Below are 20,949 nucleotides of genomic sequence, written 5' to 3' on the forward strand. Positions count from 1 at the left end.
CACCGCACGTGAGGGCAGTGGGTCCTTGTGTTTTTTCCAAACGGGAGGGGGGATCGCCGCGCATGCCCAGACCAAGCTGCGAGAAGCCCGTACGCGACGTACTGACCAGCATCGGGATCGACATCGGCACCACTTCTACCTGCCTGGTCGTCAGCCGGCTGACCACCGCCCGGCTGGGCGGGGTACACGCCATGGCATCCGTTGAGATCACGCACCGCGAGGTGCTCTACCGCAGCCCGGTCATCTTCACGCCGCTGCTGGACGAAACCCTGCTGGACAGTGACGCCATCTTTGCCTGGGTCAGAGAGCAGCTCCGGCAGGCGAACCTGACCTGGGGCAACATCGACTCGGGTGCGGTGATCATTACCGGCGAATCGGCCCTGCGGGAGAACGCCCGGGCCGTCGTGGAGCAGCTTGCCGGGGACGCCGGTCGCTTCGTGGTGGCCACAGCAGGGCCTCAGCTGGAGGCCATCCTCGCCGGTCGGGGAAGCGGTGCGGCAGCCCTTTCAAACAAGGAGAACCTGCGGGTGCTCAACCTGGACGTCGGCGGCGGCACCACCAACGGGGTGCTCTTCGTGGGCGGCGAAGTGGAGGCCACCGTCTGCGCCCACGTCGGCGGAAGGCTGGTCCGGATCGATCCCACCTCCGCCCGTGTGGTCGGGGTCTCACCCCCCGCCCGCGAGGCAGCCGGTATCCTGGGGCTGCGGGTTGACGTGGGACAACCCGCCGACCCGGAGCAGCTCTGGACCCTCTGCACGGGGATGACCCAGGCTCTGCACGAGCTCATCGAGGGAAGGGCCGACTCCGACCTGGCCCGGGCCCTGGTTATTGGGTCTCCGCCCTCCTCCCCTATCCGGGCCGACGTCGTCACGTTCTCCGGCGGCACCGGGCGAGAGTTATACGCCTCCACCGAGCGTCGCTCCCTGCGGGACGTGATTCGTTACGGCGACATCGGCCCAATGCTCGCCGACGCCCTCCGGCTCGGACCCACCTGTCAGGCATTCGCTCTGCGCGAGCCCCCTGAAACGGTGTACGCCACGGTGATCGGCGCAGGCATGGAGGTGCTGGAGCTCAGCGGCTCGACGATCTTCTTGCACGCCGACGGGCTCCTCCCGCTCCAGAATGTGCCCATGGTCAAGCCGCCCAATCTCGACCCGCTGGCCCCGGCCGACCGGATCGCCGCCTCCGTGCGCGAGGGACTTTCCTGGTTCACCTCAGAAGGTCAGGGACTGGACCAGCCGGTGGCCGTGACGTTCCCTGGCCTTCACCACCCACGGTTTGATCAGGTCCGCAACCTGGCCGCCGGGCTGGCGGAAGGCGTGCGGCCCCTGGTGGAGCGGGGTCTGCCCGTCATCATTGTGCTGGAGGAGAACATCGGCAGCGTGCTCGGGCACAGCCTCTCCACGTTCCTGCCGCCGGACTACCCGATCATCTGCATCGACCAGATCCGCAGCCAGACCGGCGACTACATCGACATCGGAGCTCCGATGTACGGGGGCATCGTCGTCCCCGTGGTCGTGAAGAGCTTGGTATTTCATAACTGAACCACGGCTTAAGGAGGGAAAGGGATGATCCTGAAGACGACCTTGCGCGGACAGGTCTACAAGTTCGGGTCCGTAAAGGAGGTGCTCGCCAAGGCCAACGAACTCCGCTCCGGCGACGTGCTGGCCGGCATCGCCGCAGAGTCGGACGCGGAGCGCATCGCCGCCAAGCACGTCCTCGCAAACCTGACGCTCGAAGACCTGCGCAACAACCCGGTCATTCCCTACGAAGAAGACGAGGTCACCCGGGTCATTCAGGACGCGGTCAATGAACACGTGTACCGCGAGATCAAGAGCTGGACCGTGGCGGAGCTCCGGGAGTACATCCTGTCGGACAGGGCCGACGCGATGGAGATTCAGCGCATCAGCCGTGGGCTCACGTCCGAGATGGTGGCAGGTGTGGCCAAGCTCTGTTCGAACCTGGACCTGATCTACGGCGCGAGCAAGATGCGGAACATCGTGCAGTGCAACACCACCATCGGTCTGCCCGGCACACTCGCGATGCGCCTGCAGCCCAACGACCCGACCGATTCAATCGACGGCATCATGCCCCAGATCATGGAAGGTCTCTCCTACGGCATCGGCGACGCCGTGATCGGCATCAACCCGGTGAACGACGATCCCGAATCGGTCTCCCGGCTGCTCTGGGCGGTCTATGAGTTCATCCAGAAGTGGAACATCCCGACCCAGCACAGCGTGCTGGCCCACGTCACGACCCAGATGCGGTGCATCCGTGACGGAGCGCCAGTCGGTGTGGTGTTCCAGTCCATCGCGGGCTCCCAGAAGGCGATGGAGGCGTTCGGCGTCACGGTTGAGATGCTGGACGAGGCGCTCGAGTTGGTCCGCAAGTACGGCAGTGCCAAGGGGCCTAACCTGATGTACTTCGAGACCGGCCAGGGTTCCGAGCTCTCCGCCGACGCGCACCACGGCGCGGACCAGGTGACGCTCGAGGCCCGGTGCTACGGCCTCGCCAGGCGGTACCAGCCGCTGATCGTGAACACCGTGGTCGGGTTCATCGGGCCTGAGTACCTGTACGACTCCAAGCAGGTCATCCGGGCCGGCCTGGAAGACGTGTTCATGGGCAAGCTGACCGGCATCTCCATGGGCTGCGACGTCTGCTACACCAACCACATGAAGGCCGACCAGAACGACATTGAGAACCTAGCCGTGCTGCTGACCGCGGCCAACGTCAACTACCTGATCGGCGTGCCGATGGGCGACGACCCGATGCTCAACTACCAGTGCGGCGCTTACCACGACGGTGCGTCCCTGCGCCAGACCTTCGGCAAGAAGCCCGCACCCGAGTTCCACGCCTGGTGTCAGGAGATGGGGTTCCTGGATAGCGAAGGCCGGCTGGCCGAGCGCGCTGGCGACCTGTCCGTCTTCCTGGGCAAGTAAGGAGGGAGATACGAATGGCCTACACGGAAGCCGAACTGCGGAAGATCGTCGCCGAGGTCCTTTCGCGGCTGAACCAGGGCACGGAAGCCCCCGCGCAGGCGGCCCAACCTGCACCGGTCGATGACGGTGAAGGGCTGCGCGACCTGGCGGACATCGACATCCGCAAGACCTGCTACGTCCCGCACGCTGCCGATCCGGAGGGGCTCATGCGGGTGAAGCTCGCCACCCCGACCCGCATCGGCATCTGGCGCGCAGGCCCGCGGTACCTGACCGAGCCCTGGCTGCGCTTCCGGGCAGACCATGCGGCCGCCCGCGACGCAGTCATGCTGGAAGTGGACCAGAACCTGCTGGACGAGCTTGGCCTGTTCACCGTGCAGACGATGGTGCGTGACAAGGAGGAGTACCTGACCCGCCCGGATCTGGGCCGCCGGCTCTCCGAGGAGGCCAAGGCGATCATCCGGGAGCGGTGCCAGATGCGGCCGCAGGTGCAGGTCATCGTCGTCGACGGTCTGTCCTCCACCGCCATCGAGGCCAACATCCGCGACTTCCTGCCCGCGCTGATGCAGGGCCTGAAGAACCTGGGCCTGTCCGTGGGGACGCCGTTCTTCGTGAAGTACGGCCGGGTCGCGGTCATGGACGACATCGGCGAAATCCTGCAGCCGGATGTCGTGGTCGAAGCGGTGGGTGAGCGGCCGGGTCTGGTGACGGCCAAGTCGATGTCCGCCTACATGTGCTGGCGCCCGCGGCACGGCACCATCGAGTCCGACCGGTCGCTGATCTCCAACATCCATGACGGCGGGACGCCTGCCACCGAGGCCGGCGCTGCCGTGGCGGCTTTCGTCAAGCGGATCTACGACAACCAGGCCAGCGGCACCAAGTTGGCCAACCTCTAGGCGAGGGGAGGTTCCTCCGTGTACGGGTTCAAGCCCATTCAGGCCAAGGTCCTGGCCGTCAAGCTCATCCCTAACCTCCACGAGGACATGAAGCAGCGGCTGAACCTCCAACCGCACCACCGCTCGCTGGGGATGCTCACGGTCGATATCGACGATGTTGGCTACACCGCGGTGGACGAAGCCACCAAGAAGGCAGACGTGGAGGTCGTGTACGCCCGCTCCTTCTACGCGGGTGCAGCCCACGCATCAGGCCCGCTGTCGGGCGAGTTCATCGGCATGCTGGCGGGGCCCGATCCTGCTGAGGTGAAGGCCGGTCTGAACGCTGCGATCGAGCTGATCGAGAGCGGCGAGTGCACCTTCTACGCGGCCGACGAGGAAGGCAAGATCGCCTTCTACGCCTACACCATCAGCCGGACCGGCACCTACCTCTCCAAGGAGAACGGCATCCCCGCCGGCTCGCCACTGGCGTACCTGATCGCCCCGCCCATCGAAGCGATGTACGCGGTCGACGCGGCCGCCAAGGCCGCAGAGGTGCGCATGACCAACTTCTTCGGGCCGCCCAGCGAGACCAACTTCGCCGGCGCCCAGTTCACGGGCACCCAGTCGGCCTGCAAGGCTGCGTGCGACGCCTTCGCCGCCACCGTGATGGAGGTCGCCCGGTATCCGAAACGTTACTAGGACCATCAGCCGCTGACCGATTGCAGGCACGAGCGTGAGGAGGGACGAGCATGAGTGCGATGATCGCCTTGGGCATGATCGAGACCAGGGGCCTGGTAGCTGCGATCGAGGCCGCAGATGCGATGGTGAAGGCCGCTAACGTGACGCTGATCGGCAAGGTCCTGGTGGGAGGCGGTCTGGTGACCGTCATGGTCCGCGGTGACGTGGGCGCCGTTAAGGCCGCCACGGACGCGGGCGCCGCTGCCGCCCAGCGGATCGGGGAGCTGATCTCGGTGCACGTCATCCCGCGGCCGCACGGCGACGTGGAGATGATCCTGCCCCAGAAGTCCTAGTCCCATCGCCCGGAAGGGGGAACCGCGCTTCCCCCTTCCGGGCTGCTCCCCAGGGCCGCGCGACTTGAGAGGAGGCAAGAACGGATGAAGCTCAAGACGCGGCTTCGTGGCGTGACGTACGAATTTCGGGATCTGGTAGACGTCCTCGCCAAGGCCGGCGAAGAGAAGGCTGGCGACGTCCTGGCCGGAATCGCCGCCACATCGAGCGCGGAGCGGGTTGCGGCCAAACGTGTGCTGGCCGAAGTGTCCCTGGGCGAGATCCGAGCCAACCCGGCGATCCCCCCTGAGATCGACGAGGTGAGCCGTGTCCAGGAGGAGCAGATCAACGAGCAGATCTTCGGTGAGATCAAGCACTGGACCGTCGGTTATTTCCGGGAGTGGATCCTGAGCCACGAGACCACCGGTGACATGATCCGGCGCGTCAGCCGGGCCCTCACTGGCGAGATGGCATCGGCCGTCGCCAAGCTCATGTCCAACATGGACTTGGTGTACGCCGCCAGCAAGATCCACGTGGTCACCCACTGCGAGACCACGCTGGGTCTGCCCGGCACGCTCTCTTACCGCATTCAGGCGAACCATCCTTCCGACTCCATCGAGGGCATCACCGCATCCGTTCTGGAGGGTCTTTCCTACACCTCGGGCGACGCCTGTATCGGCATCAACCCCAACGATGATTCGGTGGAGAACACCATCCGGATCATGAACGCGATCCAGGAGATCAAGCACCGGTATCGCGTTCCCACCCAGACGGTGGTGCTCTCGCACATCACCACACAGATGAAGGCGATCGAACAGGGCGCGGTCGCCGACATGTTCTTCCAGTCCATCGCCGGCACGCAGAAATGCAACGAGGAGTTCGGCATCAGCGCGGCGCTCCTGGACGAGGCGCTCGACATGATCCGCAAGCGGGGCGGTTCGCCCGGGCCGAACCTCATGTACTTCGAGACCGGCCAGGGCTCCGAACTCTCTCTCGGCGCCCACCATGGGGTCGACATGCAGACGCTGGAGGCCCGCACGTACGCCTTCGGGCGCCGGTACAGCCCCTTCATGGTCAACAACGTCACCGGCTTCATCGGCCCCGAGACCCACTTCGACGGCAAGCAGATCATCCGGGGCAGCCTGGAGGACCACTTCATGGGCAAGTTGCTGGGTCTGCCGATGGGCATGGCGCCGTGCTACACCAACCACGTGCGGGCAGATCAGAACGATCAGGAAAACGCCATCATGCTGCTCGCCCTCGCCGGTGCGACCTACTACATGGGCGTCCCGCAGAACGACGACTGCATGCTGGCGTACCAGGACACGTCGTATCACGACGACGTCACCCTGCGCGAACTGCTGAACCGGAGGCCGACGCCGGAGTTCGAGCGCTGGTGCAGGGAGATGGGCCTGCTGGATGAGAACGGGCGGCTGACCGCCCGCGCGGGCGATCCGACCATCTTCCTGTGCATGGGCAGATAGGGAGGGATGCCGAAATGGTCCGTGACGAGCTGGTTCAGAAGGTCGTGGAAGCCGTCCTTGCCGAGCTGGGCCGGAGCCGCGGCACCCCTGCCCCTGCCTCCGCGCCGGCCGCTTCGGCTCCGACCGACGGGGGATGCATCCCCGCCTCCGTCCGGGCCCTCATGGCCGAGCAGGCCGCACAGGGCACACAGCCGGTGGCCGGGATGGTCGGGAAGGGCTGCAGGATCCCCGCGGACGCACAGGGGTGCAACTGTGAGACCGAAGACGACTTCCTCGACGACATCTGCGCCTACGACCTCCGGGAGCGCACCTTCATCGACAACCCGTGCGACCCCGAGGCCCTGAAGCGGCTGAAGGCCTCCACCCCCGCCCGGATCGGCATCGGCCGTGCGGGTCCCCGGTACCGCACCATTCCGTACCTGCGCTTCCGCGCTGACCACGCGGCCGCAGAGGACGCCGTGATGGGCGAGGTCAGCCCCGAACTGATTGCGCGGATGGGCTGGCTGCCGCTCCAGTCCACCGCCACGTCCAAGGAGGATTTCCTGGCCTTTCCGGACAAGGGGCGGCGGCTGAGCCCTGAGAGCGCCGAGTTGCTCCGGGCGAAGGCGATCCACCGGCCCCAGGTCCAGATCGTCATCGCCGACGGTCTCAGCTCCGCCGCCATCGAGGCGAACGCCGCCGACTTCCTGGCCGCCCTGGTCCAGGGGTTGAAGAACTTCGGGCTGTCGGTGGGCACCCCGGTGTTCGTCAAGTACGGCCGCGTGGCCATCATGAACGACATCGGCCAGATTCTGGAGCCCGACGTGGTCGTCGAACTCATCGGCGAGCGGCCCGGCCTGGTCACCGCCAAGTCGATGTCGTGCTACATGTGCTGGCGGCCCCGCCACGGCACCGTGGAGTCCGACCGGTCGGTGATCTCCAACATCCACGACGGTGGGACACCGGCGGCCGAAGCCGGCGCCAGCGCGGCGGCCTTCGCCAAGCGCATCTACGACAACCAGGCGAGCGGCACGAAGCTATCTGTCCAGTGAGAAGGGAGGCAGGATGATATGTACGGCTTTGCTCCGGTTCGCGCCGAAGTGTTGGCCGTCAAGCTCATTCCGAACGTGCATGCGGACATGGCCGAGAAGCTCTCGCTGAAGCCGCACCACCGTTCGCTGGGCATGATCACGCTGAACATCGATGACGTCGGCTACACCGCCGTCGACGAGGCCACCAAGAAGGCGGACGTCGAAGTGGTCTACGCCCGTTCCTTCTACGCCGGCGCGGCCCACGCCTCGGGTCCCCTGTCGGGCGAGTTCATCGGCATGCTGGCGGGACCCGATCCGGCCGAGGTGAAGGCGGGCCTGCAGGCAGCCATCGACCTGATCAACAGCGAGGACTGCTGCTTCTGGACCGCTGACGAGGCCGGCGGCATCACCTTCTATGCCTACACCATCAGCCGGACCGGCACCTACCTCTCCAAGGAGTGCGGTATTCCTGTCGGTTCGCCGCTGGCCTACCTGATTGCGCCGCCGATCGAGGCGATGTACGCCGTCGATGCCGCCCTCAAGGCGGCCGAGGTCAAGATGGTGAACTTCTTCGGCCCGCCCAGCGAGACCAACTTCGCCGGTGCGCACCTTACCGGCACGCAGTCGGCCTGTAAGGCGGCCTGCGACGCCTTCGCGGCGACGGTGATGGAGGTCGCCCGGTATCCCAAGCGGTTCTGATTCCCCTGAGGGCAGACCGAAGGGAGGATTGACGCATGGCGATTGACGCGCTGGGATTGATCGAGACCCGCGGCATGGTCGCGGCGGTTGAGGCGGCGGACGCCATGGTCAAGGCGGCCAACGTCCGGCTTCATTCCTGCACCCTCGTCAAGGGGGGGCTGGTGACCGTCCAGGTGCTGGGGGATGTGGGGGCCGTGAAGGCTGCGGTGGACGCCGGGGTGGCGGCGGCCTCCCGCGTCGGCCAGGTGATCGCGTGTCACGTCATCCCCCGTCCGCACGAAGAGGTAGCCGACATGGAGGGATTCGGCCCGAACCCTTCCCCTCCGGAGCCAGGACCCGGAACGGGGCCCTCGCCGGCACGCGACCCCGAACCCGGTCCGGAGCCGGAGCGGAGACCGGATCCCCCTGCTGCGGCGCTGCAGGACCCGGCACCGGCGCCTGACGCTGAGTCAGGGGGCGCAGCCCCTGGCCCGACCGGCGACGACGAGGCCCTGGCTGAACTCCGCCGGTTGCTGCCCGACATGGAAGAGCTTGAGCGGGTCAGCCACCTGTCGGATCTCTCGGTGGCCATCCTGCGCCGCGTCGCTCGGGCGCTTCCGTCGATCAGCCTGAGCCGCGCACAGATCCGGGACGGGACAAAGGAGCAGATCCTGAACGCGATCCGTGAGGCCATCGGACCGAAGGACGGTGAATAGCGTGAAACTGGACAGAGATCTGCTGGCCATCCAGCAGATGCGCGACGCCGTGGAGCAGGCATGGGAGGCCCAGCAGAAACTGAAGCACTACACCCAGGAGCAGATCGACCGGATCGTCTCCGCCATGGCAAAGGCGGGCGAACAGGCTGCGGTGCGCCTGGCTGAAATGGCGGTCCGGGAGACCGGCATGGGTGTAGTCGACCACAAGACCATCAAGAACCTCCTGGCGACTCGCGATCTGTACAACTACATCAAGGACATGAAGACCGTCGGCGTCATCCGGCGCGACGAGGCGGCCAAGGTCGTCGAGATCGCCGAGCCGGTAGGGGTTATCGCCGCCCTGATACCCACCACGAACCCGACTTCGACGGCCATGTACAAGGCGATCATCGCGGTGAAGGCCCGCAACGCCATCGTCATGAGCCCGCACCCGCGCGCCATCGGCTGCACCTGTGAGGCGGCGCGCGTCGTCGCCGAGGCGGCGGTGGAGGCCGGGGCGCCCGAGGGGCTGATCCAGTGCCTGGAGACGGTGGACTTGGCCGCCACCAACGAGCTGATGCGCCACCCGAAGGTCTCCCTGATCCTGGCCACCGGCGGATCAGCGATGGTGAAGGCTGCCTATCAGTCTGGCACCCCGGCGCTGGGCGTCGGCCCCGGCAACGTGCCGGCCTTCATCGAGCGCAGCGCGGACGTGCCGAGGGCCGTCTCGTACGTCATCGCCGGGAAGACCTTCGATAACGGGACGATCTGCGCGTCTGAGCAGGCCGTGATCGCGGACGAGCCCATCGCCGAGCAGGTGATGAGCGAGATCCGGCGCCAGGGCGGCTACTTCCTGTCGCCGGAGCAGGTCGACCGGCTCTCGGCGGTGGCCTTCCGGCCCAACGGGGTCGTCAACCCGGCCATCGTCGGGCAGTCGGCCACCCGAATCGCGGAGATGGCCGGCATCGATGTGCCCCCGGGCACCCGGGTCCTGGTGGCGCCCCTGGAGGGCGTGGGGCCCCAGTATCCGCTCTCCCGGGAAAAGCTTTCCCCCATTCTCGCCTTCTACACCGCCCCCGACTGGCGGGCCGGCTGCGAGCGCTGCATCGAGTTGCTGAACCTGGGAGGCATCGGGCACACGCTGGCGATCCACTCCCGCAACGAGGAAGTCATCATGGCGTTCGCCATGGAGAAGCCCGTCTTCCGCATCGTGGTCAACACCCCGGCCACCCACGGCGCGGTGGGCGTGACCACCGGACTGGCCCCGGCGCTCACCCTGGGATCCGGCACGTGGGGCGGCAGCGCAACCTCCGACAACGTCGGCCCGCTCAATCTCATCAACATCAAGCGGCTCGCCTACGGGATCCGTGAGCCGGATGGATGCTGCGCACCGCCGCAGGAAACGGACATCGAACGCATCGTCCGCGCCGTGCTGGCTCAGCTCAACAACCGCTAACTGAGGAGGAAATGGCATGACCGGAGTTCTTGCCCTCGGCATGATCGAAACCAAGGGACTCGTGGCTGCGATCGAGGCTGCTGACGCGATGGTGAAGGCCGCCAACGTGACGCTGATCGGCAAGGTGCTGGTCGGCGGCGGCCTGGTCACGGTGATGGTGCGTGGCGACGTGGGCGCCGTCAAGGCGGCCACCGACGCCGGCGCAGCAGCGGCGCAGCGCATCGGCGAACTGATCTCTGTCCACGTGATCCCGCGGCCGCACGGCGACGTCGAGATGATCCTTCCCCAGAAGGGGTAATGCGGTCCGCGCTCCCCTGCGCGGATGAGAGGTGAAGCCCGTGGCTGCACTGACTGAACTCGAGCTGCGGCAGTTGATCCGCGAGCGCGGGGAGATCGAGTCCATCACCGTTCCCCGCGGCACGCTGATCACCCCCGCGGCGCGGCAGTTCCTCCAGGAGCGCCGCATCAAGCTGATTTTCGGCGAGCCTGCCTGCCCCTCCCTCTCCTCGTCGGCCGCGGTGGCTGCATCCCCGCCTGCGCCCGCCGGCGCCCCCATCGAACCCACATCGGCCCAGGGTGCTGCTCCCCCGGGCGGCACCCCTGCGCCGGCGACTGCGCAGGCTCCGGTCCAGCAGACCTTCACCCCGCAGACGAAGCCGGAAGAGCTGACCCACCTGCGCGGAAAGCTCATGGTGCCCAAGACCCACCCGCGCATCCGGTTCCGCGGCAAGCTGGACAGCCTCGAAGCCTACGTCCTGCTGGCCCAGAACTGCGCGCGCAAGGAAGGGCGGGCCGAACTGGACCGGAACCTGGGCGAGGTGCTGGATTACGTCCGGAAGATGGTCCGTGCGGAGGTCATGGATGAGCCGCTGCCGCCGATCCACCTCTTCGGCCTGGACGCCTCCCAGCTCCGCGAGCGGTCCCACTACCCGCAGAAGTACTTCGGCGTCTCGCACACCCCGCCGGTGGTCGAGCACGGGGAGATGATGCTCTGGCTGAACCTGCTCCGCACGCAGGTGCGGGAGACCGAGCTGGCGGCGGTACAGGCGTTCTGGCAGGAGGGTTCGCCGCCGGAGCGGCTGGACATCATCCAGGCCCTGAACCGGCTCTCCAGCGCCATCTGGATCCTGATGATGCAACACCTCGCGGAGAAAGGGGGAACCACAGGTGGTGAGCGGTGACCGGCCCAACCCCGGCGAGGGCCGCATCCCCGTCGGGGTTTCGGCCCGGCACGTGCACCTGTCGCCGGAGCACGTGGAGACCCTCTTCGGCCCAGGCGCGGCGCTCACTCCAGACCGGCCCCTGAGCCAGCCCGGCCAGTTCGCCTGTCGGGAGCGGGTGCTGATCGCGGGCCCCAAGGGGGCCATCGCTGGGGTCCGTGTCCTCGGTCCGGCGCGGGGCGCCACACAGGTGGAGATCTCCGCCACCGATGCGATCGCGCTGGGCGTACAGCCCCCGGTGCGCGAGTCCGGCCGGCACCACGGCAGCGTCGGGCTGACGCTGATCGGCCCGGCCGGGTCCGTCACGATCACGTCGGGGGTGATCCTGGCCCAGCGGCACATCCATATGACGCCCGAAGATGCCGCCCGCTTCGGCGTGTCCGACGGCGAGATCGTGTGGGTGGCAGCGACGGAAGGCCCCCGCCGCACCGTCTTCGGCGACGTGCTGGTGCGGGTGAGCCCCAACTACCAGCTCGAATTCCACATCGACACCGACGAGGCCAACGCCGCTGGCCTGCGTACGGGAGACACGGTGGTGTTAGTCAAGGCATGACCGATCGTCACTCGGATTTGCTGGAGCGTGCGAACCGCATGGTGGGCGCCCTGACCCGCCGCATGGGGGAGACGCCCCCGCCGCCGAACGGGACGCTGTACACCGGCATCGACCTGGGGACAGCATACGTGGCGCTCACGGTGGCAGATGCCCTGGGCAACCCGGTGGACGCCGCCTACACCTTCGCCGAGGTGGTGCGCGACGGGCTCGTCGTGGATTTCGTGTCCGCGGTCAACATCGTGCGCAGGCTGAAGGCCCAGCTGGAAGAACGGCTGGGGCAGGAACTGCTCTACGGGGCGGCTGCGTATCCGCCAGGCACAGGGAACCGGGACATCCAGACCCACCAGTACGTGGCGGAAGGCGCCGGGTTCGAGATCCTCACCATGGTGGATGAGGTCGACGCGGCCAACCGCGTCCTCGGGTTGACCAACGGCGCGGTGGTGGACGTGGGCGGCGGCACCACGGGGATCGCCGTCCTCCGGGACGGCCGCGTCGTGCACACCGCCGACGAGCCTACAGGCGGCACCCACTTCACCCTGGTCGTGGCCGGCGCCCACCAAATCCCCTTCGAACAGGCGGAGGAAATGAAAAAGGATCCTTCCCGACAGCGGGAGATCCTGCGGCTGGTCACGCCGGTGATCCAGAAGGTGAGTTCCATCGTCGAGCGGCACATCGCTCCCTTCGACGTCACGACGGTCGTCGTCGTCGGCGGCACCGCCAAACTCACCGGCTTCGACCGGGTCCTGGAGAAGGAGTTGGGGCGTACCGTGATCAAGCCTGACGAGCCGCTGCTCGTCACACCTCTGGGGATCGCTCTGGCTGCTGCGGAGGCAGGTGAGCATCGATGATCGACGAGGAGTTGATCCGGCAGATCACCCGGGAAGTTCTGAAACAGCTCCGGCTGGGCGACGCGTCCGACCCCGGGTCGCACCCCGAGAGGACGCGGGGCCCCAAAGTCCTGCTGCTTTACACAGGCGGTGATCAGAACCTGGACGAGGCCGTCGCGGTAGCGGGCGAACTGAGGGCGGCCGGAGCACAGGTACGCGTTCTGTGCACCCCTTCTGCGCGCACCGTGCTGGGCGCCGCCCGACTGGAGAAGCTGTCCGCGGCCGGCCAGATGGTCAATGAACCATCTGAAGAGGAGATCTATGAGGCCGTCTTCTGGGCCGACGCCGTCGCGGTGCCGGTCCTCACGCAGAACACGGCGGCCAAGTGGGCGCTGGGCATCCGTGACAGTCCGGCGACCAACCTGCTGGCGGCGGCCCTGCTGATGAACCGGCGGATCGTCGTGTGTCCGGACTCCGCCGTCCCAAACACGGCCAACTTGCCGTACCGCTCCATGCTGCTCGGCCACATCGAACGGCTGCGGACCTTCGGCGTGCTGACCGTCCCCATCGGGGACATGGTCCGGGCCTGCCTGAGCCAGGCCGGCACTCAGGTGGCACCTCCAGCGCCGGCCTCCGGATCCGCCCCGGCCCCGCCCCTGTCCGCGGTCTCGGAGCCGGCTCCCGGACCGGCGGCGCCCGCAGCGTGGATGGCAGCCCCGGCCTGGGCCGCAGGAGCGGGTGCGTCCTCGGGCGTGGAGCCGCCTTCGGCGCCGCTCAGACTCGTGACCGCCGCTGATGTGGAAGCGGCCGTCAAGCGGGGGGCGCGGAGCGTCCTCGTTGCGGCCAGGGCGATCGTGACGCCGCTTGCGCGCGATCTGTGCCGCCACCACGGCGTGGCGCTGGTAGGCCCAGATGGGGGGGACACACATGCGACTGGCTAGGGTCATCGGCAACATCTGGGCGACTCGCAAGGAGGAGGCGCTAACCGGCCTCAAGCTGCTCATCGTTCAGCCCATCGAGGTCGACGGCAGCCCCAGCGGCAGCACCTTTGTCGCCGGCGACCGGGTCGGCGCGGGCGTGGGCGAGACCGTGCTGGTGGTCAGCGGCAGTTCGGCCCGCAAGGCCACGGACCGGGATGAGACCCCGATCGACGCGGTGGTGGTCGCCATCGTGGACACCGTCGAATGGGAGAAGACCGTGCGCCCGCCCGGCGCAGGAGCCGCCAACGGAGAGGAGGCCGGTGAATGAACGCCGAGAGCATCCTGCAGCGTGTGGCGGATGCAGGTGTCGTCGGTGCCGGCGGCGCTGGCTTCCCGACCCACATGAAGCTGAAGGGCCGAGCCGAATGGCTCATCGCCAACGGTGCGGAGTGTGAGCCCCTCCTCTACGCCGACCAGGCACTGATGGAGCAATATGCAGAAGAGTTGGTCCGAGGGCTGGAGCTGGCGCGCGAGGCCACAGGGGCGAAGCGCGCGGTGATCGCCCTGAAGGGGAAGTACAGAGAAGCCCGGGCAGCCCTTGCGGAGCCGGCCGCCCGGGCGGGGATTGAGCTCTTCCCGCTGAACGACTTCTACCCGGCGGGCGACGAGCAGATCATCGTGCAGCAGGTCACCGGTCGCGTCGTGCCTGCAGGCGGCATCCCCCTGGACGTCGGGGTGGTGGTCAACAACGTCGAGACGCTGATCAACGTCGCCCGGGCCGTCGACCACGGGCAGCCGGTCACCATGAAGTACCTGACGGTCGCGGGAGCGGTGAGCAGGCCCGTGTCCGTCATGGTGCCCGTGGGCGTGCCGGTGGCCGCCCTGCTGGAGCTGGCCGGCGGCCCCACGGTGGACGAGTACGTGATCATGGTGGGCGGCGTCCTGATGGGTCACCTGGCCAAACCCGACGAGGTGGTCACCAAGCGGACCGGTGGCGTGATCGTGCTCCCGAAGGACCTGCGGTGGGCGGAACGGTTGATGCACCCGGAGGAGGTCGATATCCGGCAAACCTCGGTGTGCATCCAGTGCCACTTCTGCACGGAACTCTGTCCGCGCTACCTCCTCGGCCATCACATCATGCCCCACAAGGCGATGCTGCACACGAACTACGGCCTGAACGACCCGGAGGTCCTGATGGGGGCCTATCTGTGCTGTGAGTGCGGCCTGTGCGAGGCCTTTGCCTGTCCCGAACTGCTGATGCCCCGCCAGGCCGTCATCCGGATCAAGAAGGAACTGGCAGGGCAGGGCATCCGGTACCAGAAGGGCGCTACCCCCGAAAGGGGCGTACACCCGTTCCAGGAACAGCGGATGGTCGCCTCCCAGCGGGTAAAGGAGCGCCTCGGCGTGGCGCAGTATGACCGGAAAGCGCCGCTGGTCGAGGCCACCGTGCCCGTTTCCGAAGTGCGCATTCCGCTCCTGCAACACATCGGTGCGCCGGCCGAGCCTGTGGTCGCCGCCGGCGATCGGGTGTCCGCCGGCCAGGTGATCGCCCGGCCGCCGGAGGGCAAGTTGGGCGCGGCCGTTCACGCCAGCGTCAGCGGAACCGTCGTCGAGATCACGGGCCAGGCGATTCGCATCGCCTGCGCGGCTGAGCCGGGAGGTGAGTAACGTGGCTCTCGCGATCGGCATGATCGAAACCCTGAGTCTTCCCACCGGGGTGCGCGCCGCGGATGCCATGGTCAAGGCCGCTGAGGTGGAGCTGCTCGTCAGCCGGACGATCTGCCCCGGCAAGTACATCACCATCGTGGGCGGCGACGTCGGCGCGGTGCGCGCCTCGATGCAGGCCGGGGTTACGGAGTCCGGCGACCTCCTGGCCGACCAGCTGCTCCTGCCCAACGTGCATCCGTCCGTCCTCCCCGCCTTCCATCTCACCGGGCTGCACGACCTGCGCGATCTGCGGGCCGTGGGCGCAGTGGAGACCTTCACCGTCGCTTCCGCCATCGTGGCAGCCGACGCGGCGGTGAAGGCGAGCCAGGTTTCCCTGCTGGAGATCCGCCCCGGCATCGGATACGGCGGGAAGGGTTACTTCGTAGTGGCTGGCGAGGTCAGCGCCGTGCAGGCGGCCATCGACGCCGGCATCAACACGCTCGCGCCCGGCATGCTGGTGGACAAGGTCGTGATCCCCAACCTGCACGCCGACCTGATCAAGACGCTCCTGTGACAAGCCGGAGGGAGGGATTCCGGTATGAAGCGACGGCTGGTAACGCCGCAGGAGATCCTTTCGCTCCACTACCAGGGCGTGCACTGCCTGGAGGTCCCGCCGGACGCCATCATCACGCCCGGCGCCCGGGATCTCATCATGGCACTTGGCTTCCACATCCGGCACGGCCCGCCGGCGCCCGAACCCGGGCAACAGTCGCTCGGCGACCGGGTTCGGGGGATTGTGGCGGAGTTCGCTCCGGGGCTCACCGGCGAGCAGCAGGAGCAGGTCGTCCAGGCAGTGCTCGCTGAGCTGGGAGAAAACAGGTAAGGAGGTGCAGTGAACCATGGAAGCGCTCGGGATGATTGAGACCAAGGGGCTGGTCGGCGCCATCGAGGCGGCAGATGCCATGGTCAAGGCGGCGAACGTCCGCCTGATCGGCAAGGTCCTTGTCGGCGGAGGACTGGTCACCGTCATGGTCCGGGGAGACGTCGGCGCCGTGAAAGCCGCCACCGATGCTGGTGCGGCGGCCGCACAGCGCATAGGCGAGCTCATTTCCGTGCATGTGATCCCGCGTCCCCACGAGGAAGTCGAGATGATCCTGCCGCACCCTGGAGCCGGGCAGATCTCGGATCAGAGGCTGTAGTGGGAAGGGGGATTGACCATGAGCATGATTAACACGGTAATCATCTGGATCATGATGATCTTCATGGTCCTGGGTGCCATCGACCGGATCATCGGCAACAAGTACGGCCTGGGCGAGGAGTTCGAGAACGGCATCAACGCCATGGGACCGCTGGCCCTGGCCATGCTCGGCGTGGTGTCCATCGCCCCCGTGCTCGCCGATGTCCTTCGGCCCGTGGTCGTGCCTGTCTACCAAGCCCTGGGCGCTGACCCCGCCATGTTCGCCACCACGCTGCTGGCCAACGACATGGGCGGCTACCCCCTGGCCATGGAGCTGGCGCTGAGCCGGGATGCCGGCCTCTACGCAGGCCTCATCCTGGGCGCCATGATGGGCCCGACCATCGTGTTCTCGATCCCGGTCGCCCTGGGCATCATCCAGCCTGAAGACCGGCGCTTCCTGGCCACCGGCATGCTGGCCGGCTTCGTCACCATCCCCATCGGCTGTATCGCCGGCGGACTCGTGGCCGGCTGGTCCATTGGGTTCCTCGTGATGAACATGATCCCGGTCGCGATCGTGGCCGGCCTAATCGCCCTGGGGCTCTGGCGGATCCCCGAGAAGATGATCAACGGGTTCCAGGTGTTCGGCAAGGGCGTCGTCATCATGATCACGATTGCGCTGGCCGCCATCATCTGGGAGACCCTGACCGGCATCGTCATCATCCCGGGCATGACCCCGATCTGGGAGGGCGTGCAGATCGTCGGCTCCATCGCCATCGTCCTGGCGGGCGCCTTCCCGATGGTCAAGTTCATCACCAAGGCCTTCGCTAAGCCGCTGTCTGCCCTCGGCAAGTCCATGGGCATGGGCGAGGTCGCCGCGGCGGGCCTGGTGGCGACCCTGGCCAACAACATCCCCATGTTCAACATGATGAAGGACATGGACAACCGGGGTAAGATCCTCAACTCTGCCTTCGCCGTCAGCGCCGCCTTCACATTTGGCGACCACCTGGGCTTCACCGCCGGCGTGGAGCCGGAGATGATCTTCCCGATGATCGTCGGCAAGCTGGTCGCAGGCATCACTGCCCTCCTGGTGGCCATGCCCATCGCGTCCAAGTTTGCCAGCGCCGAGAACACCGGCGAGACGCAGAAGGCCTCTTAGTGCATGCGCAAGCGGGCCATTATCGTCGTCGGCGGAACGGGGTACGGCAAGACCACCCTGCTGCAGGCGCTGATGGGACAGCCGCTGGTCTACCGGAAGACGCAGGCGATCGAGTACGGTCCCTTCGCCATCGACTTCCCGGGCGAGTTCTGCCAGCGACCCCTCTTCTACCACTCGCTGGTCAGCACCGCCCCCGAGGCCGAGGCGATCTGGGTGCTGCAGGACGCGACCGCCCGGATCCCAGGCGTCCTGCGGGAGTCGCTGGTGCAGATGCGCCGGCGGGACCAGCCGGTGCGGGGGATCATTACCAAGATCGACCTGCCCGGGGCCGACCCGGACCGGGCCGGGCGGCTGCTGCAGACCATCGGCGTCAGGCCCCCTTACTACCCGGTGTCCGCCGTGACCGGGGAGGGGCTGGAGGCGCTGCGCAACCTGCCCGAGCTCAAACGGGCCTTGGAAAGCGGCAACGACTCCGGCGATCGCGGCCAGCGGTAGCGCGAAGGGGCTGTCGTCCGAGTCATGGGGGATGACTGGGCGACAGCCCCTTCTGTTTTCGGAGGACGGCTTCCCCTCGGGCGCGAGGGGGTCACTCGCGGTACCGCGGCTTGTCCACGACGCCCCGCGGCTTGTTCAGGTTGTAAAGCATGATCTTCTCGTTCAGTTCCTGGATGCGCGCCGGCCGGTCGGGGTGATCCTTCGGGTGGGTGGCCAGCCACTCCCGGTCCTCCCGGATCATCTTCTCCAGCTCGATCCAGAGCGGCGCCGCCTTGTTCTCCCGGAGGATCCTGTTGACCACCCACGAGCCCTCCCTGGCGTACGGATCGGGCTCGTCCTTCTCCAGGTCCAGCGGCCTGCCCTTGCCCGGCAGGTTGTCGAACTCGCCCCTGCGCATGGCCTCCGTGATGATCTCGTCCAGCCATTCCGCCGAGAACTTCGGCGGCGGGGGCGTCTTCCGTGCGTTGTCGTCCTGCACTGCCCTCGCCCTCCTCACCAGGATAGCATTCGACACTCGGGCGCATCCGCCTGCCGGTGCGCGCAAAGCCCCCCGGCTGCCAGCGCGCTCGGGGGGCTCGGCTTGTCTGCACTACACCAGGTACTCCCAGGTGGAGTGGAACGGCACCCGGGCCGCGTTGATCAGGCCTGCGGCCGGGCAGCGGGCCTCCACCTTCTCCTTCAGCTCATCCAGCCGCTCCCGGGGTTCGTCGGTCTTGATCTTCACCGTCAGGCGCACCTCCGTGAAGTGCGGCTGCACCCCCGGCACGCCCATCAGGCCGCGCACGTCGAGCACGCCGTCGGCGAGCAGCTCCACGGCCTCGTACTTGAACTCCATCTCCGCCGCGATCACGGCGATCATGACCGAAACGCACCCGTTCAGGGCGGCCATCATGTACTCCATCGGATTCGGCGCCGTGTCGTCGCCGCCCAGCGCGACGGGCTCGTCCGAGTAGAAGGGCTCGAACCGGCGGACCCTCAGGGCTGTCCGGACCTTCGGCTCCCAGGTGCCGCGGCAGCGAACGGTCACGAGCTGCGGCTTGTCCATGGTGGCTGTCACCTGCAACACCTCCGGGCAACATGTTCATACCCGGTCTTATGTTACCCCGTTCACGACCAGTTGCGCATGGCTTTGCCACCCTATTTCGGAGGGAAACAATTCATCATTCTGTGCAGGCGAAAAGTCTAGAGAACCCAGCCGTTCCGCAGGCACATGTGCCCTAGTCAGCCGGACTCTCCTGCGGCCGCTCCGGCGCAAACCGCAGGTTGGGGATGAGCAGCGCCGCGGCCAGGCTCAGGAAGGCGGCCAGCAGCATGACCAGGTGCACGTTCCGCAGGGCCGCCGCCAGGGCCTCCTGCATGGCCGCCTGCAGCTCCGGACCGAGGGCTGCCCGCTCAGCTGGATCCAGGAGCCGGTTCGCCCACTGCCCCGCCTCGGCCGTCGTCCGCGCGGCCACGCCGGGGATCCGCTGCAGCCGCCCCAGCAGGTCCGTGTTCATCACGCCGCCCATCGCCGAGACCCAGATCATGCCGCCCAGGGTGCGGATGAACTGGAACGATGCGGTGGCCACCCCCCGGTGCGCCCAGTCGACCGCGGACTGGATGCCCAGGATGAACGCCAGGGTGGAGAAGCCCATACCGGCGCCGATCACGAAGGTCACCAGGGCCAGCAGCACCTCGGGGATCTCCTCCAGCGTGCGTGCCAGTACCACCAGCCCGGCGGCGCCGGCCAGGTTCAGGGCGAGCCCCAGGAGGGCAGAAGGCCGCACCCCCATGCGCACGATCAGCCGGCTGCCCAGCACCGCCGCGATGGGCCATCCGATGGAGAGCCAGAGCAGCGAAGCCCCGGAACGGGTGGCCGAGTACCCCTGCACCCCCTGCGCCCAGATGGGCAGGTAGACGGACGTGCCGTACATCACCCCGCCCACCATGAGCGAGGACAGGTTGCCCCAGCCGATGACGGGAATCCGGAAGAGCCGCAGCGGCAGGATCGGGTCGAGGGCCCGGACCTGCGTCCAGAGGAAGAGCACGAGGAGTACGGCTGCGCCGGCCGACATCCCGACGATCTGCGGCGATGCCCAGGGGAGCTGGCTGCCGCCCGTCAGCAGCACCAGCAGGAGCAGGGCCATGCCGCCGGTGAGGGTGACGGCCCCCAGGTAGTCCACCCGGACTTTTCGCCGCTCGACCCGCTCGTCGAAGTACCGCCAGACCATGAACAGGGCCAGGGCGCCCAGGGGCAGGTTGATATAGAAGAGATAGCGCCAGGTCAGGTAGTCCACCATCAGCCCGCCCACCAGGGGCCCGGCCAGGGCGGAGAAGCCCCACACCGCGGAGAACCAGCCCTGCACCTTCGCCCGCTCCGCCGGGCTGAAGATGTCGCCCAGGATCGTCTGCACGGTGGGCTGCATGGCGCCCGCCCCCAGCCCCTGCAGGGCGCGGAAGAGGATCAGGGCTTCCATCGACTGCGCGGCGCCGCACAGGGCAGACCCGGTGACGAAGATGACCGCCCCGATCGTGAACGTCTTCTTTCGCCCGATGATGTCCGCCAGCTTGCCGTAGACCGGCATCGTGGCGGTGGACGTGAGCATGTAGGCCGAGACGAGCCAGGTGAGCATCGCAAAGCCGCCCAGCGATCCGACGATGCGGGGCATGGCCGTGTCGACGATGGTGACGTCGACGGCGGTGAGGAAGCTGGCAAGCATCAGGGCGAACACGGTCAGCATCCGGCGGTTGCGCACGCGGGCACCCCCTCCCCCTGCCCTTTGGGACGACGCGCACCGGCCCGGCGCTACGCCGCGGCGCGTGCGCCGCGCCT

24 protein-coding genes and 1 pseudogene are annotated in these 20,949 nt (G+C 67.5%); 22 read left to right on the plus strand and 3 right to left on the minus strand.

Translation table 11 applies throughout. The features are described 5' to 3' along the window. The first annotated feature begins 62 nt into the window (after positions 1-62). The 22 genes and pseudogenes from ACZ5UM_RS15450 to ACZ5UM_RS15555 all read left to right on the plus strand — a co-directional run bounded on the left by ACZ5UM_RS15450 (position 63) and on the right by ACZ5UM_RS15555 (position 18,137). Positions 63-1,544 carry an ethanolamine ammonia-lyase reactivating factor EutA gene (locus ACZ5UM_RS15450; RefSeq protein WP_464845180.1) on the plus strand — a complete coding sequence of 494 codons (1,482 nt, stop codon included), beginning with the start codon at positions 63-65 and terminating at the stop codon, positions 1,542-1,544. A 24-nt stretch (positions 1,545-1,568) separates the two neighbouring features. Continuing rightward, the gene (locus ACZ5UM_RS15455) at positions 1,569-2,939 is read left to right on the plus strand and encodes an ethanolamine ammonia-lyase subunit EutB (RefSeq protein ID WP_464845181.1); all 1,371 of its coding nucleotides are present in this window, start codon (positions 1,569-1,571) and stop codon (positions 2,937-2,939) included. Between the two features lie 14 nt (positions 2,940-2,953). Then, positions 2,954-3,832, plus strand: coding sequence for an ethanolamine ammonia-lyase subunit EutC (eutC, locus tag ACZ5UM_RS15460; protein ID WP_464845182.1), 879 nt, complete (start codon positions 2,954-2,956; stop codon positions 3,830-3,832). Positions 3,833-3,850: 18 nt separating this feature from the next. Then, positions 3,851-4,510 carry an ethanolamine utilization microcompartment protein EutL gene (gene eutL / locus ACZ5UM_RS15465; protein ID WP_464845183.1) on the plus strand — a complete coding sequence of 220 codons (660 nt, stop codon included), beginning with the start codon at positions 3,851-3,853 and terminating at the stop codon, positions 4,508-4,510. Positions 4,511-4,560: 50 nt separating this feature from the next. Then, entirely contained in the window at positions 4,561-4,842 is a 282-nt protein-coding gene (gene eutM / locus ACZ5UM_RS15470) for an ethanolamine utilization microcompartment protein EutM (RefSeq protein WP_464845184.1), read from the plus strand. Between the two features lie 84 nt (positions 4,843-4,926). Next, positions 4,927-6,303 (plus strand): ethanolamine ammonia-lyase subunit EutB, encoded by a 1,377-nt coding sequence (locus tag ACZ5UM_RS15475; RefSeq protein WP_464845185.1) that lies wholly within the window; start codon positions 4,927-4,929, stop codon positions 6,301-6,303. Positions 6,304-6,317: 14 nt separating this feature from the next. Beyond that, a complete protein-coding gene (gene eutC, locus ACZ5UM_RS15480; protein ID WP_464845186.1) occupies positions 6,318-7,334 on the plus strand; it encodes an ethanolamine ammonia-lyase subunit EutC in 1,017 nt (338 codons plus the stop codon). A gap of 18 nt (positions 7,335-7,352) precedes the next feature. After that, positions 7,353-8,012 carry an ethanolamine utilization microcompartment protein EutL gene (eutL, locus tag ACZ5UM_RS15485; RefSeq protein ID WP_464845187.1) on the plus strand — a complete coding sequence of 220 codons (660 nt, stop codon included), beginning with the start codon at positions 7,353-7,355 and terminating at the stop codon, positions 8,010-8,012. Between the two features lie 35 nt (positions 8,013-8,047). Continuing rightward, a pseudogene (locus ACZ5UM_RS15490) lies at positions 8,048-8,299 on the plus strand (BMC domain-containing protein); the annotation flags it as partial. Between the two features lie 409 nt (positions 8,300-8,708). Then, positions 8,709-10,142, plus strand: a complete 1,434-nt coding sequence (locus ACZ5UM_RS15495; RefSeq protein WP_464845188.1) for an acetaldehyde dehydrogenase (acetylating) — start codon at positions 8,709-8,711, stop codon at positions 10,140-10,142. Between the two features lie 16 nt (positions 10,143-10,158). Beyond that, positions 10,159-10,440 carry an ethanolamine utilization microcompartment protein EutM gene (gene eutM / locus ACZ5UM_RS15500; RefSeq protein ID WP_464845189.1) on the plus strand — a complete coding sequence of 94 codons (282 nt, stop codon included), beginning with the start codon at positions 10,159-10,161 and terminating at the stop codon, positions 10,438-10,440. A gap of 40 nt (positions 10,441-10,480) precedes the next feature. Next, complete coding sequence (locus ACZ5UM_RS15505; RefSeq protein WP_464845190.1) at positions 10,481-11,323, plus strand: ATP-binding protein; 843 nt, start codon at positions 10,481-10,483, stop codon at positions 11,321-11,323. Further along, entirely contained in the window at positions 11,310-11,915 is a 606-nt protein-coding gene (gene pduL / locus ACZ5UM_RS15510) for a phosphate propanoyltransferase (protein WP_464845191.1), read from the plus strand. The genes ACZ5UM_RS15505 and pduL overlap by 14 nt, the downstream gene beginning before the upstream one ends. After that, a complete protein-coding gene (gene eutJ / locus ACZ5UM_RS15515) occupies positions 11,912-12,763 on the plus strand; it encodes an ethanolamine utilization protein EutJ (RefSeq protein WP_464845192.1) in 852 nt (283 codons plus the stop codon). Before pduL ends, eutJ begins: the two co-directional genes overlap by 4 nt. Then, positions 12,760-13,683, plus strand: a complete 924-nt coding sequence (locus tag ACZ5UM_RS15520) for a flavoprotein (RefSeq protein WP_464845193.1) — start codon at positions 12,760-12,762, stop codon at positions 13,681-13,683. The genes eutJ and ACZ5UM_RS15520 overlap by 4 nt, the downstream gene beginning before the upstream one ends. Next, positions 13,670-13,990, plus strand: coding sequence for a EutN/CcmL family microcompartment protein (locus ACZ5UM_RS15525; protein WP_464845194.1), 321 nt, complete (start codon positions 13,670-13,672; stop codon positions 13,988-13,990). Before ACZ5UM_RS15520 ends, ACZ5UM_RS15525 begins: the two co-directional genes overlap by 14 nt. Continuing rightward, positions 13,987-15,330: a 4Fe-4S dicluster domain-containing protein gene (locus tag ACZ5UM_RS15530; RefSeq protein WP_464845195.1), complete on the plus strand. Its 1,344-nt coding sequence runs from the start codon at positions 13,987-13,989 to the stop codon at positions 15,328-15,330. Before ACZ5UM_RS15525 ends, ACZ5UM_RS15530 begins: the two co-directional genes overlap by 4 nt. A 1-nt stretch (position 15,331) precedes the next feature. Continuing rightward, the gene (locus ACZ5UM_RS15535; RefSeq protein ID WP_464845196.1) at positions 15,332-15,883 is read left to right on the plus strand and encodes a BMC domain-containing protein; all 552 of its coding nucleotides are present in this window, start codon (positions 15,332-15,334) and stop codon (positions 15,881-15,883) included. 24 nt (positions 15,884-15,907) lie between these two features. Further along, complete coding sequence (locus ACZ5UM_RS15540) at positions 15,908-16,192, plus strand: cupin domain-containing protein (protein WP_464845197.1); 285 nt, start codon at positions 15,908-15,910, stop codon at positions 16,190-16,192. Between the two features lie 16 nt (positions 16,193-16,208). After that, positions 16,209-16,508 (plus strand): ethanolamine utilization microcompartment protein EutM, encoded by a 300-nt coding sequence (gene eutM, locus ACZ5UM_RS15545; RefSeq protein WP_464845198.1) that lies wholly within the window; start codon positions 16,209-16,211, stop codon positions 16,506-16,508. An 18-nt stretch (positions 16,509-16,526) separates the two neighbouring features. Next, positions 16,527-17,642: an ethanolamine utilization protein EutH gene (eutH, locus tag ACZ5UM_RS15550; protein ID WP_464845199.1), complete on the plus strand. Its 1,116-nt coding sequence runs from the start codon at positions 16,527-16,529 to the stop codon at positions 17,640-17,642. Between the two features lie 3 nt (positions 17,643-17,645). Beyond that, positions 17,646-18,137: a EutP/PduV family microcompartment system protein gene (locus tag ACZ5UM_RS15555; RefSeq protein ID WP_464845200.1), complete on the plus strand. Its 492-nt coding sequence runs from the start codon at positions 17,646-17,648 to the stop codon at positions 18,135-18,137. 91 nt (positions 18,138-18,228) lie between these two features. Here ACZ5UM_RS15555 and ACZ5UM_RS15560 read toward each other — a convergent pair whose 3' ends face one another. From ACZ5UM_RS15560 to ACZ5UM_RS15570, 3 genes are all read right to left on the minus strand, one after another. After that, positions 18,229-18,615 carry a DnaJ family domain-containing protein gene (locus ACZ5UM_RS15560; protein WP_464845201.1) on the minus strand — a complete coding sequence of 129 codons (387 nt, stop codon included), beginning with the start codon at positions 18,613-18,615 and terminating at the stop codon, positions 18,229-18,231. Positions 18,616-18,726: 111 nt separating this feature from the next. Further along, entirely contained in the window at positions 18,727-19,194 is a 468-nt protein-coding gene (locus ACZ5UM_RS15565) for an OsmC family protein (RefSeq protein ID WP_273379974.1), read from the minus strand. A gap of 160 nt (positions 19,195-19,354) precedes the next feature. Then, entirely contained in the window at positions 19,355-20,872 is a 1,518-nt protein-coding gene (locus tag ACZ5UM_RS15570; protein WP_464845202.1) for an MDR family MFS transporter, read from the minus strand. Positions 20,873-20,949: the final 77 nt, after the last annotated feature.

This window comes from Symbiobacterium ostreiconchae, from assembly GCF_055396975.1.

What these genes read in the sequence shown, in the direction of transcription:
- eutL (WP_464845187.1), top strand. Translation starts at nt 7,353, where the DNA reads ATGTACGGCTTTGCTCCGGTTCGCGCCGAAGTGTTGGCCGTCAAGCTC.
- eutJ (WP_464845192.1), top strand. Translation starts at nt 11,912, where the DNA reads ATGACCGATCGTCACTCGGATTTGCTGGAGCGTGCGAACCGCATGGTG.
- ACZ5UM_RS15555 (WP_464845200.1), top strand. Translation starts at nt 17,646, where the DNA reads ATGCGCAAGCGGGCCATTATCGTCGTCGGCGGAACGGGGTACGGCAAG.
- ACZ5UM_RS15455 (WP_464845181.1), top strand. Translation starts at nt 1,569, where the DNA reads ATGATCCTGAAGACGACCTTGCGCGGACAGGTCTACAAGTTCGGGTCC.
- eutC (WP_464845186.1), top strand. Translation starts at nt 6,318, where the DNA reads ATGGTCCGTGACGAGCTGGTTCAGAAGGTCGTGGAAGCCGTCCTTGCC.
- eutM (WP_464845198.1), top strand. Translation starts at nt 16,209, where the DNA reads ATGGAAGCGCTCGGGATGATTGAGACCAAGGGGCTGGTCGGCGCCATC.
- eutM (WP_464845184.1), top strand. Translation starts at nt 4,561, where the DNA reads ATGAGTGCGATGATCGCCTTGGGCATGATCGAGACCAGGGGCCTGGTA.
- eutH (WP_464845199.1), top strand. Translation starts at nt 16,527, where the DNA reads ATGAGCATGATTAACACGGTAATCATCTGGATCATGATGATCTTCATG.
- ACZ5UM_RS15450 (WP_464845180.1), top strand. Translation starts at nt 63, where the DNA reads ATGCCCAGACCAAGCTGCGAGAAGCCCGTACGCGACGTACTGACCAGC.
- ACZ5UM_RS15520 (WP_464845193.1), top strand. Translation starts at nt 12,760, where the DNA reads ATGATCGACGAGGAGTTGATCCGGCAGATCACCCGGGAAGTTCTGAAA.
- ACZ5UM_RS15475 (WP_464845185.1), top strand. Translation starts at nt 4,927, where the DNA reads ATGAAGCTCAAGACGCGGCTTCGTGGCGTGACGTACGAATTTCGGGAT.
- eutM (WP_464845189.1), top strand. Translation starts at nt 10,159, where the DNA reads ATGACCGGAGTTCTTGCCCTCGGCATGATCGAAACCAAGGGACTCGTG.
- eutC (WP_464845182.1), top strand. Translation starts at nt 2,954, where the DNA reads ATGGCCTACACGGAAGCCGAACTGCGGAAGATCGTCGCCGAGGTCCTT.
- ACZ5UM_RS15540 (WP_464845197.1), top strand. Translation starts at nt 15,908, where the DNA reads ATGAAGCGACGGCTGGTAACGCCGCAGGAGATCCTTTCGCTCCACTAC.
- ACZ5UM_RS15530 (WP_464845195.1), top strand. Translation starts at nt 13,987, where the DNA reads ATGAACGCCGAGAGCATCCTGCAGCGTGTGGCGGATGCAGGTGTCGTC.
- ACZ5UM_RS15525 (WP_464845194.1), top strand. Translation starts at nt 13,670, where the DNA reads ATGCGACTGGCTAGGGTCATCGGCAACATCTGGGCGACTCGCAAGGAG.